Source organism: Enterobacter sp. BIDMC109 (genome assembly GCF_001037885.1).
GTDB lineage: Bacteria > Pseudomonadota > Gammaproteobacteria > Enterobacterales > Enterobacteriaceae > Enterobacter > Enterobacter hormaechei_C.
In genome coordinates this window covers 1,911,388-1,928,495 of sequence record NZ_KQ090002.1, presented here as the reverse complement: position 1 = coordinate 1,928,495, position 17,108 = coordinate 1,911,388, and the positions used below count along the sequence as shown (strand labels likewise).

Genomic DNA, 17,108 nt, shown 5'->3' with positions numbered 1-17,108 from the left:
AAATTTAAGTTAGCGTAATTAATAATAGCGTCGTTTATTTTGTATTTTTTGAATTCCTTACATTCCCACCTATTGCACAAGTGAAATTAAGGCTCTATTATTAGGACAACAAACCCACCCCCATTATAAGTTTGAGATTACTACAATGAGCGAAGCACTTAAAATTCTGAACAACATCCGTACTCTTCGTGCGCAGGCAAGAGAATGTACCCTTGAGACGCTTGAAGAAATGCTCGAAAAATTAGAAGTTGTAGTTAACGAACGTCGTGAAGAAGAAAGCGCAGCTGCGGCTGAAATCGAAGAACGTACACGTAAACTGCAACAGTATCGTGAAATGCTGATTGCCGATGGTATCGATCCAAACGAATTGCTGAACAGCATGGCTGCGGCTAAAACCGGTACCAAAGCAAAACGCGCGGCACGTCCTGCTAAATATAGCTACATCGATGAGAACGGCGAAGAGAAAACCTGGACCGGCCAGGGTCGTACTCCTGCTGTAATCAAGAAAGCAATGGACGAACAAGGTAAACAACTGGATGACTTCCTGATCAAGGATTAATCTGGAAAGATTCTGAAAAATCCCGCTCTGTGCGGGATTTTTTATGCCTGTAATATTCGCCCGAACATCTCCTTACATTCTGTCATATTGCGAGGCTTACTATTTAACGTCCTTGACAATCCCCCACCAATTACAGAGTGACAGGCATAAAAAAACCGGTGGGCAACGCCACACCGGTCTTGTTCACAGGCTGGTGAGTTTATTACTTAATACCCACGCTACCTTTGAGCCAGGTTTTAAATTCTTCACCCAGGCTGTTATGGCGAATACCATATTCGACGAATGCCTGCATATAACCGAGCTTATTCCCGCAGTCATGGCTCTTACCTTTCATATGGTAGGCTTCCACGGTCTCTTTCTCGATCAGCATATCGATAGCATCCGTCAGCTGGATTTCATCGCCCGCACCCGGAGGTGTTTTCGCCAGCAGCGCCCAAATTTCAGCGCTCAGTACGTAACGGCCAACGACAGCAAGGTTAGACGGCGCGACGTCCGCTTTAGGTTTTTCAACAACGCCAACCATCGGTACGCTTTCGCCAGGTTGCAGGTCAACGCCTTTGCAGTCAACCACGCCGTAAGCGGTCACGTCGTCGACTGGCTCAACCATAATCTGGCTGCTGCCGGTTTCGTCGAAGCGTTTAATCATTTCCGCCAGGTTTTCCTGGGAAAGATCGGACTCGTACTCATCAAGAATCACGTCAGGCAGAATAACCGCGACCGGCTCATCACCCACTACCGGGTGTGCGCACAATACTGCGTGCCCCAGGCCTTTCGCCAGGCCCTGACGAACCTGCATAATGGTAACGTGTGGAGGGCAAATAGACTGCACTTCCTCCAGCAGCTGGCGCTTAACGCGTTTTTCCAGCATTGCTTCCAGTTCGAAACTGGTATCGAAATGGTTTTCGATAGAGTTTTTAGATGAATGCGTCACCAGCACAATTTCGGTGATACCTGCTGCAATACATTCATTCACGACATACTGGATTAATGGCTTATCAACCAGAGGCAGCATCTCTTTTGGGATTGCCTTCGTCGCTGGCAACATCCTGGTACCCAATCCCGCCACCGGGATAACGGCCTTTCTGACTTTCGAATTAAGGGCAGCCATTGAAATTCTCCTGAACTGTTCAAGTTTTGAACTTTTATGCATTTAATAACGCGTTGAGTATACCGTCTCAGCCACTAATACGGGTCTGAAAAGAACGCGTTGCCGATCAATTAAGACAAATACGCATGAAACTTGCAGCGATAGTAGCACTGCCAGCAAAAACACAGGTAAAGCAATCTGAAAAATAAAATCTGACTGCTTACTCCGTGGACAACATTAAGCGTAACCGCCCTCCGGCACCCCAAATTTGGCACTGCCAGGAGGTGCAGCGATGGCTAATTTGATTAAGGTAAGTATTTCCCAGCGTACCCAACGGCACGCCGTTACTCACCTGAATATGGTGTTCGCCAGTATTCAGTGTGGCATTTAAACCCGCAGATACCAGAATAAGGTTATTCAACCCGCTGTGATAATAGCCAACCAGAAGCGGGAACTGCCCCGGCAAATTGGCCTGGCGAAAAAGTTGGTTGACCTGTTTTAGTAAACTGCCTAACTCAGGAAGTCGTTGCCCCTGATGGGATAATTGTTCCTGTAGCAATCCATTAAACAGCGCCCGGAGTAATAAGGCCGCCAGAACGCCGTTATCTCCCGCTCGGGTAACATCCAGGCAATAAAAAGCGAGGTCGGAATCCGAGAGCGGCGCAATATCCAGCACCAGTCCTGGCTGGTCAGCCGCTACCAACTGGCGATAATTTACTCTGCAATGAGAGATATTTTGCTGCACCGGCGGCTGAAGTTCCTGAAGCAGCTTCGCGGCCGCGAGCGGATTACTGACTAAAGCATCCCAGTCCTGGAAAAGACGTTCTTCTTCTTCCACCCGGGAATTAAACATATTGGGATACAGGCAGGCCAACACCGTTTCACGCAGACGGTTCAAATCTTTAACCGGTTTGAGCAGAATATCCTGCACACCTAAACGCAACGCCTTAGCAATATCCGCCATATTTTCGGTGGCCGAGATCACCAGTATCGGTGTCTGATAACCTTCATTACGCAGGTTTTCCACCAGCATTAATCCGTCCATGCGCGGCATCTCAAGGTCGCAGATCATCAGATCAGGCGCCATGCTGGCCATTTTTTCCAGTGCCTCGACGCCATCTTCGGCAAGGGACGTGGTTGCCCCCAGTGAGGATAACCACGAATCCAGTAGCGATCGGAAAACGGGCTCGTCTTCTACTATCAAAATATGTTTTCCGGCCAATGGCTGTGTCATGGTTCCTCCCCTGGCTGACAGTTACTCAATAGTGGCATGCTATTGGTACTATCGCCTGTCAGATTTTGCTGAAGTAATCAAAAAAGTGCTCAACGTGCTGTACGCACAAAAGGCAACAATTCATCTATTTTCTTTTCGACGGCTAACGAGCCCGCTGCTATGGCGGCCTCAGCCCGGTGGAAATCAAGGGTAGAGATTTGTGGACAATAGGGTTGAATAAGAATATCCGGAGGATCGCCAGCCATACGGTTTCGCTTCAGGCGATTCTCAAGGATTTGAATAGAGGTCGTCATGATTTCAATGGCGTTCGGCGCGGTCACCGCGCGACGGGCGGTCAGGCGCCCTATTCTGCCGCGTAATCGCGCATGCCAGGCAAGTTTCTCTTCTTCCGCGTCATCGCTCTGAAGATTAACCGGCATCAAATCTTGCTGCATAAGGTGTGCGTCGTGCTGTAAATCCACGGCAATAACGATATCCGCCCCCATGGCGCGGGTCAGAGAGATGGGTACAGGATTCACTACGCCCCCATCAACGAGCCAGTAGCCGTTGTGAGGCACAGGCGCCATTAACCCCGGCATGCTACAGGATGCGCGAACGGCAAGATGAATATCCCCTTCAGTGAGCCATAACTCCCTGCCCGTACTGAGGTTGGTTGCAACGGCACCGAAAGGCATTTGGCAGTGGCTGAAGTCAGCGAGGGGCATTATCTTACGAAACTGATTGAACACGCGTTCGCCGCGCAGCAGGCCGCCACGCTGCCAGGAGAGATCCATCAGGCGCAGCACATCCCAGTAACTGAAGGAGCGCACCCAGCTTTCAAGCTCCGGGAGCTTACCGCAGGCGTACGCGGATCCGACCAGCGACCCGATTGAACATCCTGCGACAATATCAACGTCAATCCCCATTTGGTTTAAGGTATTGATAACGCCAATATGTGACCAACCCCGGGCTGCACCTGAGCCCAACGCCAGTCCAATTTTTACCTTTCTCATTAGCCCTGTTTTACTTCCCCTGGATTCCCGACATAGCGTCAACGCACCTGCTCAGTTAACATATTGCTACCTTAAGCGTTTAACGCCTTATTTTTTGTTCCAGGAAGAGAATCGTGTCTCAACTCTGCCCCTGTGGTAGCGCTCTGGAGTATAGCCTATGTTGCCAGCGATATCTTTCTGGCGAGCAGGTTGCACCAGACCCGTCACACCTTATGCGCTCGCGGTATACTGCTTTTGTGATCAAAAACGCAGACTACCTGATTAAAACCTGGCATCCGTCCTGCCATGCTGCCGATTTTCGCCAAGAGATTGAAGCCGGATTTGCCAACACCGTCTGGCTGGGCCTCACCGTCTTTGAAGCCGCTCCCGGCCGCGATGCCAACGAGGGCTATGTCAGTTTTGTCGCCCGCTTTAGCGAACAAAACAAACCCGGCGCCATCATTGAGCGCTCACGGTTCTTAAAGGACAGCGGGCAATGGTATTATATTGACGGCACACGTCCGCAATTCGGTCGTAACGATCCCTGCCCCTGTGGTTCAGGAAAAAAATTTAAAAAGTGTTGCGGCAGTAATGCCTGACAACTCAGACTTCGCAAATACATAAACAGGATTTCCCGGCGATGCAATCATTACAACGTAAAGTTCTGCGCACTATCTGTCCCGATCAAAAAGGGCTGATCGCACGAATTACCAACATTTGCTACAAGCATGAACTGAATATCGTGCAGAACAACGAGTTCGTTGACCACCGTACCGGTCGCTTCTTTATGCGTACCGAACTGGAAGGCATTTTCAACGACACAACCCTGCTTGCCGATCTGGACAGCGCCCTGCCGGAAGGCTCGGTGCGCGAGCTGAACCCGGCGGGCCGTCGCCGCATTGTCATTCTGGTCACCAAAGAGGCGCACTGCCTGGGCGATCTGCTGATGAAAGCCAACTACGGTGGCCTGGACGTCGAAATTGCCGCCGTCATTGGCAACCACGAGACGCTGCGTACGCTGGTAGAACGTTTCGACATTCCGTTTGAACTGGTCAGTCACGAAGGCCATACCCGTGAAGAGCACGACAACCTGATGGCAGCTGCGATTGAAGCGCATAACCCGGACTACGTGGTGCTGGCGAAATATATGCGCGTGCTGACGCCATCCTTCGTGGCGCGCTTCCCGAACAAGATTATCAACATCCACCACTCCTTCCTGCCAGCCTTTATTGGCGCGCGTCCGTATCACCAGGCATACGAGCGTGGGGTGAAGATCATTGGCGCAACCGCGCACTACGTGAATGACAATCTGGACGAAGGTCCAATCATCATGCAGGACGTGATTCACGTGGATCACACCTATACGGCAGAAGATATGATGCGTGCTGGCCGTGACGTTGAGAAGAATGTACTGAGCCGTGCGCTGTATCAGGTACTTGCTCAGCGCGTCTTTGTGTACGGCAACAGAACGATTATTCTTTAATCCCTCGGAAAATGAATTGATTAGCTTTACGCCTTTACGGATAAAAAGCAGGCAAACAGCTTCATTTTCCTAAAGGAATGCTTTACAGGGGCGTCTCATTTGATATGATGCGCCCCGCTTCCAACAGGAAGCAGGCCAGTTAAAAGTATTACCCCGTGGTGGGGTTCCCGAGCGGCCAAAGGGAGCAGACTGTAAATCTGCCGTCATCGACTTCGAAGGTTCGAATCCTTCCCCCACCACCATCTCCAGCTTTACCTCAAAATATGAATTATCCCTGGTGGGGTTCCCGAGCGGCCAAAGGGAGCAGACTGTAAATCTGCCGTCATCGACTTCGAAGGTTCGAATCCTTCCCCCACCACCATCACTTCCACATTCTTAAGCACTCATTCAAGCACAATGCACCATATTTCTCGATGCCGGGAGTAATCCTTCCCTGCCTGTTTTCCACGGTGGCGCTTCGCTTACCGGGGCTACAAATAGGGTCTGTAGGCCGGGTAAGGCGCAGCCGCCACCCGGCATCCGCACGCCCCGCTGGATCGGGGACAAAAAAAACCCCGCAAATGCGGGGTTGTATTAATACAGCGAATCAGCGACGAGCACGCACAATCTGATATTTGCGCGTCAGGTACTCCACCGGCGCACTCCAGATGTGCACCAGGCGAGAGAACGGGAACAGCACAAACAGGGTCATACCCAGCACCAGGTGAACGCGGAAGATAAACGCCACGCCGTCCAGATGCTCAGAAGCGCCCCCGCGGAAGGTCACGACAGACTGCGCCCATCCCACCAGCTTCATCATTTCGCTGCCGTCCATATGCTGCGCAGAGAACGGAATGGTCAGCAGACCAAGCGCACACTGCACCATCAGCAGGGAGAGGATCAGGATGTCCGCTCCGGTCGTGGTAGCCCGCACGCGTGGGTTGAACAGACGGCGTTTCAGCAGCAACAGACCACCCACCAGGGTCATCACGCCGCAGGCGCCGCCGGCAATCATCGCCATCTTCTGCTTCACGTCAATCGGCAGCCACGCTTCGTACATCCAGTGCGGGGTCAGCATCCCCAGGAAGTGACCGGCGAAAATCCCCAAAATCCCGATGTGGAACAGGTTTGACGCCAGGTTCATCCCTTTACGATCCAGCATCTGGCTGGAGGCAGCACGCCAGGTGTACTGGCCATAGTCATAACGCAGCCAGCTTCCCACCAGGAATACGGTGCCCGCGATATACGGGTAAATGTCAAAGAAGAACATATTCAGGAAGTGCATTAGTGCTGTCCTCCGTTAGAGATATTCAAATATTGCGGAGCCACCGCTCCGGCAAAACGACGCTGATGCGCGGAGATTTCAGATTCGCCACAGCTCTGGTCAGCAAAGAATTTCACCTGCTCCTCTTCCCAGACGGCATCCAGTGCTTGTGGGGTATCGTCACGGGCTTCATCCGCGATTTTTTCCGCCACTTTTTGACTGTCAACCGAGGCGTTAGCCAGTTTCACCAGCAGGTCGAACAGGACTGCATAGCTGCTCTCACGTTGCTGGAGACGCGCGCCGAGCAACGCCAGAATGGGAGCAATGTCCTGTAACCCGCCCAGCGCTTCCTCTTTCGGCAACTGTGCCAGATATTCCAGATACAGCGGCAGGTGATCCGGCAGCTCGCGGCTGTCGAGTTGCAAACCGTGCTGCTCGTACTGGGCCATCAGATCCACCATCGCCTGACCACGGTCGCGGGATTCACCGTGAACGTGTTCGAACAGCAGCAGAGACGTGGCACGGCCCCGGTCAAACAGATGGCTGTAGTCCGCCTGCGCATCAAGAAGATCGTGTGCCAGCAGATCGCGGAGGAAAATGCCCAGCTTCTGGGCATCCTCTTTATCCAGGTTTTCAGATGACGCGAGTGCATCAAAGAGTTCCTGTTGATGCTGCACAAGTGCAGCATCAGGGTACTCGAGCAGACGCGAAACAATGACGAGTTCAATCATTGGTGCGGCTCCGTTTTGCTGGTCACATCCATCGCGTCAATGCGGCGGCTGTTGAACAGGTTGAATTTGCTGTCTGACCCGTGGCAACCGTCGCCAAACGTAAAGCCACACCCACTTTTCTCCGGGAAGGCCTCGCGAGCCAGTTCACGGTGGCTGCTCGGCACCACGAAACGATCTTCGTAGTTAGCGATTGCCAGATAGCGGTACATCTCCTGCGCCTGCGCCTCGGTCAGACCAACCTCCTCCAGCGCGCGGGTATCGTTAACGCCGTCAACGGTTTCCGCACGTTTGAAGTGACGCATCGCCAGCATACGTTTCAGCGCCAGCAGTACCGGCTGGGTATCCCCTGCGGTGAGCAGGTTGGCCAGATACTGAACCGGGATACGCAGGCTTTCCACGTCCGGCAGAATGCCGTTGCTGCCCAGTTCACCCGCGTCCGCCGCAGACTGAATCGGAGACAGCGGCGGCACGTACCAGACCATCGGCAGCGTGCGGTATTCCGGGTGCAGCGGCAGGGCCAGCTTCCAGTCCATCGCCATTTTGTACACCGGGGACTGCTGTGCGGCGTCAATCACGCTCTGCGGAATACCGTCTTTCAGCGCCTGCTCAATAACCTTCGGATCGTTTGGATCGAGGAAGACGTCCAGCTGACGCTGATACAGATCTTTCTCGTTCTCGGTGCTTGCGGCATTTTCAATCGCGTCCGCGTCGTACAGCAGCACGCCGAGGTAGCGGATACGACCTACGCAGCTTTCTGAGCAGACGGTCGGCATACCGGCTTCGATACGCGGGTAGCAGAAGATGCACTTCTCAGACTTACCGCTCTTCCAGTTGAAGTAGATTTTTTTGTACGGGCAGCCGGTGATGCACATACGCCAGCCGCGGCACTTGTCCTGGTCGATCAGCACAATGCCATCTTCTTCACGCTTGTAGATGGCGCCGCTTGGGCAGGTCGCCACGCACGCCGGGTTAAGGCAGTGTTCGCACAGGCGCGGCAGGTACATCATGAAGGTGTTTTCGAACTGGCCGTACATCGCCTTCTGCATGTTCTCGAAGTTCTGGTCTTTGGCGCGTTTTTCGAACTCGCCGCCCAGAATCTCTTCCCAGTTTGGACCGCTGGTAATTTTGTCCATGCGCTGGCCGGTGATCAGCGAGCGAGGACGGGCGATCGGCTGGTGTTTGCTTTCCGGCGCGTTGTGCAGGTTCTGGTAGTCGTAATCAAACGGCTCGTAGTAATCATCAATGCCCGGCAGATGCGGGTTAGCGAAGATTTTACCCAGCAGCATGGCACGGTTACCCATGCGCGGTTGCAGTTTGCCGTTGATTTTACGGATCCAGCCGCCCTTCCACTTCTCCTGGTTTTCCCAGTCGGTCGGGAAGCCGGTGCCCGGCTTACTTTCCACGTTGTTGAACCAGGCGTACTCCATACCTTCACGGCTGGTCCAGACGTTTTTACAGGTGACTGAGCAGGTATGACAGCCGATGCATTTATCCAGATTCAGCACCATGCCGACTTGTGAACGAATTTTCATTTTACGCTCTCCTGTACCTGGTCATTACCTTCGCCATCTAACCAGTTAATATTCTTCATCTTACGTACCACCACGAACTCATCGCGGTTCGATCCTACGGTGCCGTAGTAGTTAAAGCCGTAGGCCAACTGGGCATAACCACCGATCATGTGGGTCGGCTTCGGCGTAATACGGGTCACGGAGTTGTGAATACCGCCGCGCTGCTCGGTGATCTCAGACCCCGGCAGGTTAACGATACGTTCCTGCGCGTGGTACATCATGGTCATCCCGGCCGGTACACGCTGGCTCACCACCGCACGTGCCGTCAGGGCGCCGTTGCTGTTGAACACTTCGATCCAGTCGTTATCTTCGATACCCAGATCTTTGGCGTCCGCTTCGCTCATCCAGACGATTGGCCCCCCGCGCGACAGCGTCAGCATCAGCAGGTTGTCGCTGTAGGTGGAGTGGATACCCCACTTCTGGTGCGGCGTCAGGAAGTTCAGCGCCTTCTCAGGGTTACCGTTCGATTTCGCGCCCATCACCGCTTTCACGGAGCGGGTGTCGATTGGCGGACGGTAAACCAGCAGGCTTTCACCGAAGTCACGCATCCACTGGTGATCCTGATACAGAGACTGACGGCCAGAAAGCGTGCGCCATGGGATCAGCTCGTGAACGTTGGTGTATCCGGCGTTATAGGACACATGTTCATCTTCGAGGCCAGACCAGGTCGGGCTGGAGATAATCTTGCGCGGCTGGGCCTGAATATCGCGGAAGCGGATTTTCTCTTCCTCTTTATTCTTCGCCAGGTGCGTGTGGTCACGACCGGTAAACTCGCTCAGGGCCGCCCAGGCTTTCACCGCCACGTGGCCGTTGGTTTCCGGGGCCAGGGTCAGGATCATCTCTGCCGCATCAATTGCCGTGTTCAGCATCGGCTGGCCTTTCGCCGGGCCGTCTGCTTTGGTGTAATTGAGCTTGCGCAGCAGATCCATTTCGCTCTGGGTGTTCCAGGCGATGCCTTTACCGCCGTTACCGATCTTCTCCATCAGCGGGCCGATAGAGGTAAAGCGTTCGTAAGTTGCCGGGTAATCACGTTCAACCGGAATAATGTGCGGCGCGGTTACGCCCGGGATCAGGTCGCACTCGCCTTTTTTCCAGTCCTTCACGTCCAGCGGCTGCGCCAGTTCGGCAGCGGAGTCGTGCTGGATTGGCAGCGTCACCACGTCGGTCTCTTTGCCCAGGTGCCCTACACAGACTTCAGAGAATTTCTTCGCGATGTCTTTGTAAATTTCCCAGTCGCTTTTTGATTCCCACGCCGGGTCAACGGCCGCAGACAGCGGATGAATAAACGGATGCATATCCGACGTATTCATGTCGTCTTTTTCGTACCAGGTGGCAGTGGGCAGCACGATGTCGGAGTACAGGCAGGTACTGGACAGACGGAAGTCCAGCGTCACCACCAGATCCAACTTGCCGTCGAGACCGTTGTCTTTCCACTCCACTTCTTCCGGCTTCACGCCGCCCTGCTTGCCGAGATCTTTACCCTGAATACCGTTTTCGGTACCGAGCAGGTATTTCAGCATGTACTCGTGACCTTTACCGGACGAACCCAGCAGGTTAGAGCGCCAGATGAACAGGTTACGTGGATGGTTTTTACCGTTCTCCGGCTGTTCTGCCGCGAAGCGGATTGAGCCGTCTTTGAGGGATTTAACGGTGTAGTCCACCGGTGACATGCCCGCTTTCTTCGCCGCTTCCGCAATACGCAGCGGGTTCGTACCCAGCTGCGGCGCAGACGGTAGCCAGCCCATGCGTTCAGCACGCACGTTGAAGTCAATCAGGTGGCCGCTGTAGCGGGATTTATCCGCCATCGGCGACAGCAGTTCCTGGGCGGTAACCGTCTCGTAGCGCCACTGGCTGGAGTGGTTATAGAAGTAGGAGGTGCTGTTCATGTGACGAGCCGGACGCTGCCAGTCAAGGGCAAACGCCAGCGGTTGCCAGCCGGTCTGCGGACGCAGTTTTTCCTGGCCCACGTAGTGCGCCCAGCCGCCGCCGCTCTGCCCGACGCAGCCGCAGAAGATCAGCATGTTGATCAGGCCGCGATAGTTCATATCGAGGTGATACCAGTGGTTCAGACCGGCACCGACGATGATCATGGAGCGACCGTGGGTTTTGTCGGCGTTTTCCGCAAATTCGCGGGCGATACGGGTGATCTGGGCGCGTGGCACACCGGTGATCTGCTCCGCCCAGGCTGGGGTATAAGCCTTCACGTCATCATAGCTGGTCGCGCAGTTTTCGTCGTTCAGGCCGCGCTCCAGGCCGTAGTTCGCCATGGTCAGATCGTAGACGGTAGTGACCAGAGCAGTAGAACCGTCCGCCAGTTGCAGGCGCTTCACCGGCAGCTTGTGCATCAGAACGTTTTGCAACTCAACCTTGTTGAAGTGCTCGGAACCTTCACCACCAAAGTACGGGAAGCCGACATCGGCGATCTCATCCTGGCTGCCCAGCATGCTGAGACGCAGCTCCGTCTCTTCACCCGTGGTGCCGTTACGCTGCTCCAGGTTCCATTTGCCTTTTTCGCCCCAGCGGAAGCCGATAGAACCGTTTGGCGCCACCAGCTCGCCGTTGCTGTTGCAGGCGACCGTTTTCCACTCCGGGTTGTTTTCCTGACCCAGCGCGTCCACCAGATCCGCGGCACGCAGCATACGGCCTGCGGCGTAATAGCCGTCACGCTCTTCGAGCATCACCAGCATTGGCATGTCGGTGTAGCGACGCACGTAATCGGTGAAATACTGGCTTGGCTTGTCGAGGTGGAATTCACGCAGCATGACGTGGCCCATCGCCAGCGCCATTGCGGCATCGGTACCCTGTTTCGGCGCCAGCCACAGGTCGCACAGTTTGGCGATTTCGGCGTAGTCCGGGGTCACGGCGACGGTTTTGGTCCCTTTGTAACGTACTTCGGTAAAGAAGTGCGCATCCGGGGTACGGGTCTGCGGAACGTTAGAGCCCCAGGCGATGATGTAGCTGGAGTTATACCAGTCGGCGGACTCCGGCACGTCGGTCTGCTCACCCCAGGTCTGAGGCGACGCTGGCGGCAGGTCGCAGTACCAGTCGTAGAAGCTCAGGCAGGTACCACCGATGAGTGACAGGTAGCGCGCGCCGGAGGCGTAAGAGACCATCGACATCGCCGGGATTGGCGAGAAGCCTGCCACACGGTCAGGACCGTAGGTTTTCACGGTGTAGACGTTGGAAGCCGCAATCAGCTCGTTCACCTCTTTCCAGGAAGAACGAACGAAACCACCGCGACCACGCGCCTGCTTGAAGCTTTTCGCTTTGTCGGCATCTTCAATAATGGAGGCCCAGGCATCAACCGGATCGCTGTGCTGCACTTTCGCTTCACGCCACATTTTCATCAGGCGTTTACGCATCAGCGGGTATTTCAGACGGTTGGCGCTGTAGAGATACCAGGAGTAGCTGGCCCCACGCGGGCAGCCGCGCGGCTCGTGGTTCGGCATATCCGGACGGGTACGCGGATAATCGGTCTGCTGCATTTCCCAGGTCACCAGACCGTTTTTAACGAAAATCTTCCAGCTACATGAGCCAGTGCAGTTTACGCCGTGGGTAGAACGGACAACTTTGTCATGCTGCCAGCGTTGACGGTAACCATCTTCCCAGTCCCGGTTGGTATCCAGAACTTGGCCGTGCCCATCGGCAAAAGTTTCACCCTTCTGTTTGAAGTAGCGAAACCGGTCCAAAAATTTGCTCATCGGGTATCTCCTGTGTGGAGCCTGTGGCTCTCTAAATCGACATTGCTGATTTGCAGCGAAGGTAACGCTATGAAAGATGGTGAGAATTGATAACGATCAAGACGAAGGGGGACTCTGAGGGGGGGTATTAGATCAAATACCACCAAAGCGGTAGCCGTTAATATTTTTTAACTTTATGATTTATATGGATATATTTTATTTATCGTACAATAAGCGAGGCAAAATTTAACATCTTAGGTATTAAGGGGTAGAAACACCTGTAAAGCGATGGCGATCACAGCGTTACCTGCGTATGACCACAGGAAAAGCTATTAGTATGTTGTAACTATTTAGCGATTAAAAAAAGCGCGGCACTCAGTCCGCGCAAACGGATAATCAAGCTTACTTGTTTTTCTTGGTATTACGGCCATATACCAGCCAGGTGATGACCACGCAGGCGATATAGAAGACGAGGAATATTTTCATCGCACCCGCCGGAGAGCCGGTCAGATCCAGTGAGATGCCGAACGCTTTTGGAATAAAGAAGCCGCCAATCGCGCCAATCGCAGAGATAAACCCAAGCGCCGCAGCGGTATCGGTGGCGGCTTCACGCATTGCCTGCTCGTCGCTCCCACCCTGCGCTTTGACGCGGTCCATGGTCAGCTTGCGGAAGATGACAGAGATCATCTGGAAAGTAGACGCACTGCCCAGCCCGGCGGTCAGGAACAGCACCATGAATACGCCGAAGAAGGCAAAGAAGTTACCCCCCTCACCACCCGCAGGCAGCGTCAGGAACAGCAGCGCACAGAAGATGGCCATCACAACAAAGTTCACCAGCGTAACGCGCGTTCCCCCCAGACGGTCGGAGATCATCCCGCCCAGCGAACGTGCCAGCGCGCCGATAAACGGACCGAAGAAGGCAAACTGAAGGATCTGCACGTCCGGGAACTGGGTTTTAGACAGCATGGCAAAACCTGCGGAGAAACCGATGAACGAGCCGAAGGTCGCCAGATACAGCAGCGCCATCACCCACAGGTGGCCACGCTTCAGCACTGGCAGCTGCTCGCTCAGTGACGCTTTGGACGCGGACAGATCGTTCATGAAGAACCACGCAGCCAGGGTAAAGACCACCAGGAACGGTACCCAAATCCAGGAGGCGTTTTGCAGGAACAGCACGGAACCGTCGGGCTGCGTCACACCGCCGCCGCCAAAGGCCGCAAAGATGGAGACAGAGATCGCCAGCGGGGCAATCAGCTGCATCACGCTCACGCCCATATTACCGAGGCCGCCGTTAATGCCCAGCGCACCACCCTGCTTCGCTTTCGGGAAGAAGAAGCTGATGTTTGCCATACTGGACGCAAAGTTCGCCCCCGCAAAACCGCACAGCAGAGAGATAATCACGAATACGCTAAACGGTGTGGAGGTATCCTGCACCGCAAAACCGAGCCACACGCACGGCACGATCATGATCCCGGTACTGAAAGCCGTCCAGCGACGACCGCCAAAGACCGGCACCATAAACGCGTAAGGAACGCGCAGCAGTGCGCCTGAAAGCGACGGCAACGCGGTCAACATAAACAGCTGATCGGTGGTAAAGGTAAAGCCCACTTTTGGCAGGTTAACCGCAACCGCACTAAACAACATCCAGACGCAAAACGCCAGTAACAGACATGGAACGGAAATCCACAGATTACGACTTGCTACACGGTGGCCGCGCTGTTGCCAGAACGCCGGATCCTCTGGACGCCAGTCTGTAATAACGGCACCAGTTTCCCTTTCGGGAGCGGAAGAGTGACTCATAGACACCTCTGATTCTCGAATGATGCTGCAAACATTAGGGCTTTAGAGCGGCGGTAAGTTGATATAAATCAAAGGAAAAGTGGGAGGTTTTGCGGCGAAAAAAAAGCCATCACACTTAATGAGTAGATGCAAAACGTAAAAAAGGTGTGGTTTTTCACGGTGCTGACGCATCCCTGCTTCGTCCACCCACTAACCGTTACCCCTCTGGCAATTTAGAGGTAATCCTTTATTGGTATGGGTATACTCCAGGGTATGCACCAGAATAGCGCCATTCCTGCAATCAGGTCACGTCAGGAGCCCGGCAACTCTATGTTAGAAAGATGTTTATCTCCGCTGACGCTGGTTAACCAGCTGGCGCTTATTGTTCTGCTGTCCACCGCTATCGGTGTGACCGGCATGGCTATTTCTGGCTGGCTGGTACAGGGTGTACAGGGTAACGCGCATGCCATCAACGAGGCAGGCTCGCTACGTATGCAGAGTTACCGGCTGCTGGCGTCGGTGCCGCTGACGCAGGCTGACCAACCGCTTATCGACGAAATGGAGCTTACCGCATTCAGCCCTGAACTGGAAAGAGCCGCCATCCGTGACGGTCAGCAATCTCAGCTTAAGGCGCTTCAGGGCTACTGGCATACCCAGCTGGAGCCTGGGTTAAAGCGGGCGGAAGACCGGGAAACGGTCGCCCGGGACGTCGCCGGGTTTGTGTCACGCATCGATCATCTTGTCTCCTCATTCGATCGCACCACAGAGTTACGCATTGACCGTGTGGTGATGGTTCACCGCGCAATGGCGCTGTTTATGGGTTTGCTGCTGATTTTCACGGTTATCTGGCTGCGCGCGCGGTTGCTTAACCCCTGGAAACAGCTCCTGGCGATGGCCCGCGCCGTCACACAGCGCGATTTTACCCAGCGCACGCACATCAGCGGGCGCAACGAAATGGCGATGCTAGGCGAGGCGCTCAACACCATGTCGGCAGAGCTATCAGAAAGCTACGCGGTACTGGAACAACGCGTCCAGGAGAAAACCGCCGGGCTTGAGCAGAAAAACGAGATCCTCTCTTTCCTCTGGCAGGCGAACCGTCGCCTGCATATGCAGGTCCCGCTTTGCGAACGTCTCTCGCCGGTACTGAACGGCCTGCAAAATCTGACTCTGCTCCGCGATCTTGAGCTTCGGGTTTACGACGTTGAAGATGAGGAAAACCATCAGGAATTTACCTGTCAGTCGGACATCTCCTGCGACGATAAAGGGTGTCATCTGTGCCCGCGCGGCTTGCCGCCGCTTACCACCAGCGGCACGACCCTCAAGTGGCGGCTGATGGACAGCCATACCCAGTACGGTATTTTGCTGGCCACCCTGCCCGCCGGACGTCACCTGAGCCACGACCAGCAGCAGCTGGTCGATACGCTTGTTGAGCAGCTCACGGCCACGCTGGCGCTCGACCGCCACCAGGAGAAACAGCAGCAGCTGATCGTGATGGAGGAGCGTGCCACCATCGCCCGCGAGCTGCACGACTCCATCGCCCAGTCCCTCTCCTGCATGAAGATGCAGGTGAGCTGCCTGCAAATGCAGGACGAAGGCATGCCCGAGAGCAGCAAACAGCTGCTCAGCCAGATCCGCAACGAGCTTAACACCTCGTGGGTTCAGCTTCGCGAGCTGCTGACCACCTTCCGTTTGCAGCTCACCGAGCCGGGGCTGCGCCCTGCGCTGGAGTCCAGCTGTCAGGAGTTTAGTGCCCGGCTGGGCTTCCCGGTGAAACTGGATTACCAGTTGCCACCGCGTTTTGTTCCCTCTCACCAGGCGATCCATTTGCTGCAAATTGCCCGTGAAGCCCTGAGCAACGTGCTCAAGCATGCCGAGGCGACGGCCGTCACGGTCACCGTCAGCTGCCAGGATAATCAGGTGAAGCTCAGGGTTCAGGATAACGGCCGCGGCGTGCCGGAAAATGCCGAACGAACGAACCATTATGGTTTAATTATCATGCGAGACCGCGCGCAAAGCCTGCGCGGTGATTGCCAGGTTCGCCGGGGAGAGTCAGGTGGCACCGAAGTTGTGGTCACCTTTATACCCGAAAAGCCCCTCATAACTGCTCAAGGAGAAAACCATGACTAATCAGGAACCGGCATCTATCCTGTTGATTGACGATCATCCGATGCTGCGCACTGGCGTTAAACAGCTTGTCAGCATGGCGCCAGATATCACCGTCGTCGGGGAAGCCAGTAACGGCGAACAGGGTATTGAACTTGCCGAATCGCTCGATCCTGATTTGATCTTGCTCGATCTCAACATGCCGGGCATGAATGGCCTGGAAACCCTCGACAAGCTGCGGGAGAAATCCCTCTCTGGCCGGGTGGTGGTCTTCAGCGTCTCAAACCATGAAGAAGACGTGGTCACCGCCCTCAAGCGAGGGGCAGACGGCTATCTGCTGAAAGATATGGAGCCGGAAGATCTGCTCAAGGCGCTGCAACAGGCTGCCGCAGGCGAGATGGTGCTGAGTGAAGCGTTAACGCCGGTACTGGCCGCCAGCCTGCGTGCGAACCGCGCCACGTCTGATCGTGACGTCAGCCAGTTGACCCCGCGTGAGCGTGACATTCTGAAGCTGATTGCCCAGGGGCTGCCGAACAAAATGATCGCCCGCCGTCTGGACATCACCGAGAGCACGGACAAAGTGCATGTCAAACACATGCTGAAAAAAATGAAGTTAAAATCCCGCGTCGAAGCCGCCGTCTGGGTGCATCAGGAGCGCATTTTTTAA

Annotated in this window: 13 protein-coding genes and 2 tRNA genes; 7 read left to right on the top strand and 8 right to left on the bottom strand. The window is 54.7% G+C overall.

Annotation, left to right across the window (positions count from 1 at the left end; all coding sequences use genetic code 11):
• Nucleotides 1-145: 145 nt before the first annotated feature.
• Nucleotides 146-559, top strand: a complete 414-nt coding sequence (gene hns / locus SK62_RS09175; RefSeq protein ID WP_003856724.1) for a histone-like nucleoid-structuring protein H-NS — start codon at nucleotides 146-148, stop codon at nucleotides 557-559.
• Between the two features lie 202 nt (nucleotides 560-761).
• Here the strand turns inward: hns and galU are convergent, their stop codons facing one another.
• The 3 genes from galU to rssA all read right to left on the bottom strand — a co-directional run bounded on the left by galU (nucleotide 762) and on the right by rssA (nucleotide 3,872).
• Complete coding sequence (gene galU, locus SK62_RS09170; protein ID WP_039270602.1) at nucleotides 762-1,667, bottom strand: UTP--glucose-1-phosphate uridylyltransferase GalU; 906 nt, start codon at nucleotides 1,665-1,667, stop codon at nucleotides 762-764.
• Between the two features lie 199 nt (nucleotides 1,668-1,866).
• Nucleotides 1,867-2,880, bottom strand: a complete 1,014-nt coding sequence (gene rssB / locus SK62_RS09165; protein WP_003856721.1) for a two-component system response regulator RssB — start codon at nucleotides 2,878-2,880, stop codon at nucleotides 1,867-1,869.
• Between the two features lie 89 nt (nucleotides 2,881-2,969).
• Nucleotides 2,970-3,872: a patatin-like phospholipase RssA gene (gene rssA / locus SK62_RS09160; RefSeq protein ID WP_017384239.1), complete on the bottom strand. Its 903-nt coding sequence runs from the start codon at nucleotides 3,870-3,872 to the stop codon at nucleotides 2,970-2,972.
• 113 nt (nucleotides 3,873-3,985) lie between these two features.
• Here rssA and SK62_RS09155 point away from each other — a divergent pair, with 113 nt between their 5' ends.
• The 4 genes from SK62_RS09155 to SK62_RS09140 all read left to right on the top strand — a co-directional run bounded on the left by SK62_RS09155 (nucleotide 3,986) and on the right by SK62_RS09140 (nucleotide 5,695).
• A complete protein-coding gene (locus SK62_RS09155; protein WP_023303849.1) occupies nucleotides 3,986-4,450 on the top strand; it encodes a YchJ family protein in 465 nt (154 codons plus the stop codon).
• Between the two features lie 41 nt (nucleotides 4,451-4,491).
• Nucleotides 4,492-5,334, top strand: coding sequence for a formyltetrahydrofolate deformylase (gene purU, locus SK62_RS09150; protein ID WP_003856715.1), 843 nt, complete (start codon nucleotides 4,492-4,494; stop codon nucleotides 5,332-5,334).
• 157 nt (nucleotides 5,335-5,491) lie between these two features.
• Nucleotides 5,492-5,576: transfer RNA gene (locus SK62_RS09145), tRNA-Tyr, on the top strand.
• 34 nt (nucleotides 5,577-5,610) lie between these two features.
• Nucleotides 5,611-5,695 (top strand) — tRNA-Tyr (locus SK62_RS09140).
• A 225-nt stretch (nucleotides 5,696-5,920) separates the two neighbouring features.
• Here the strand turns inward: SK62_RS09140 and narI are convergent.
• From narI to SK62_RS09115, 5 genes are all read right to left on the bottom strand, one after another.
• The gene (narI, locus tag SK62_RS09135) at nucleotides 5,921-6,598 is read right to left on the bottom strand and encodes a respiratory nitrate reductase subunit gamma (RefSeq protein ID WP_023303851.1); all 678 of its coding nucleotides are present in this window, start codon (nucleotides 6,596-6,598) and stop codon (nucleotides 5,921-5,923) included.
• Nucleotides 6,598-7,308 (bottom strand): nitrate reductase molybdenum cofactor assembly chaperone, encoded by a 711-nt coding sequence (narJ, locus tag SK62_RS09130; RefSeq protein WP_048249487.1) that lies wholly within the window; start codon nucleotides 7,306-7,308, stop codon nucleotides 6,598-6,600. The genes narI and narJ overlap by 1 nt, the downstream gene beginning before the upstream one ends.
• Nucleotides 7,305-8,840, bottom strand: a complete 1,536-nt coding sequence (gene narH, locus SK62_RS09125) for a nitrate reductase subunit beta (RefSeq protein ID WP_017384243.1) — start codon at nucleotides 8,838-8,840, stop codon at nucleotides 7,305-7,307. The genes narJ and narH overlap by 4 nt, the downstream gene beginning before the upstream one ends.
• Nucleotides 8,837-12,580: a nitrate reductase subunit alpha gene (locus SK62_RS09120; RefSeq protein WP_023300281.1), complete on the bottom strand. Its 3,744-nt coding sequence runs from the start codon at nucleotides 12,578-12,580 to the stop codon at nucleotides 8,837-8,839. Before SK62_RS09120 ends, narH begins: the two co-directional genes overlap by 4 nt.
• Nucleotides 12,581-12,961: 381 nt before the next feature.
• Nucleotides 12,962-14,359 carry a NarK family nitrate/nitrite MFS transporter gene (locus SK62_RS09115; protein ID WP_017693303.1) on the bottom strand — a complete coding sequence of 466 codons (1,398 nt, stop codon included), beginning with the start codon at nucleotides 14,357-14,359 and terminating at the stop codon, nucleotides 12,962-12,964.
• A 309-nt stretch (nucleotides 14,360-14,668) separates the two neighbouring features.
• Between SK62_RS09115 and narX the strand changes: the two genes are divergently transcribed.
• Together narX and narL are read left to right on the top strand one after the other, a co-directional pair.
• Nucleotides 14,669-16,465: a nitrate/nitrite two-component system sensor histidine kinase NarX gene (gene narX / locus SK62_RS09110; protein WP_047719489.1), complete on the top strand. Its 1,797-nt coding sequence runs from the start codon at nucleotides 14,669-14,671 to the stop codon at nucleotides 16,463-16,465.
• Nucleotides 16,458-17,108 carry a two-component system response regulator NarL gene (narL, locus tag SK62_RS09105; RefSeq protein WP_047719488.1) on the top strand — a complete coding sequence of 217 codons (651 nt, stop codon included), beginning with the start codon at nucleotides 16,458-16,460 and terminating at the stop codon, nucleotides 17,106-17,108. The genes narX and narL overlap by 8 nt, the downstream gene beginning before the upstream one ends.

Excerpts from the sequence above, each read along its gene's own strand:
- rssA (WP_017384239.1), bottom strand. The coding sequence starts at position 3,872 with ATGAGAAAGGTAAAAATTGGACTGGCGTTGGGCTCAGGTGCAGCCCGG.
- narH (WP_017384243.1), bottom strand. The coding sequence starts at position 8,840 with ATGAAAATTCGTTCACAAGTCGGCATGGTGCTGAATCTGGATAAATGC.
- galU (WP_039270602.1), bottom strand. The coding sequence starts at position 1,667 with ATGGCTGCCCTTAATTCGAAAGTCAGAAAGGCCGTTATCCCGGTGGCG.
- SK62_RS09115 (WP_017693303.1), bottom strand. The coding sequence starts at position 14,359 with ATGAGTCACTCTTCCGCTCCCGAAAGGGAAACTGGTGCCGTTATTACA.
- narX (WP_047719489.1), top strand. The coding sequence starts at position 14,669 with ATGTTAGAAAGATGTTTATCTCCGCTGACGCTGGTTAACCAGCTGGCG.
- purU (WP_003856715.1), top strand. The coding sequence starts at position 4,492 with ATGCAATCATTACAACGTAAAGTTCTGCGCACTATCTGTCCCGATCAA.
- SK62_RS09120 (WP_023300281.1), bottom strand. The coding sequence starts at position 12,580 with ATGAGCAAATTTTTGGACCGGTTTCGCTACTTCAAACAGAAGGGTGAA.
- hns (WP_003856724.1), top strand. The coding sequence starts at position 146 with ATGAGCGAAGCACTTAAAATTCTGAACAACATCCGTACTCTTCGTGCG.
- narJ (WP_048249487.1), bottom strand. The coding sequence starts at position 7,308 with ATGATTGAACTCGTCATTGTTTCGCGTCTGCTCGAGTACCCTGATGCT.
- rssB (WP_003856721.1), bottom strand. The coding sequence starts at position 2,880 with ATGACACAGCCATTGGCCGGAAAACATATTTTGATAGTAGAAGACGAG.
- narI (WP_023303851.1), bottom strand. The coding sequence starts at position 6,598 with ATGCACTTCCTGAATATGTTCTTCTTTGACATTTACCCGTATATCGCG.
- narL (WP_047719488.1), top strand. The coding sequence starts at position 16,458 with ATGACTAATCAGGAACCGGCATCTATCCTGTTGATTGACGATCATCCG.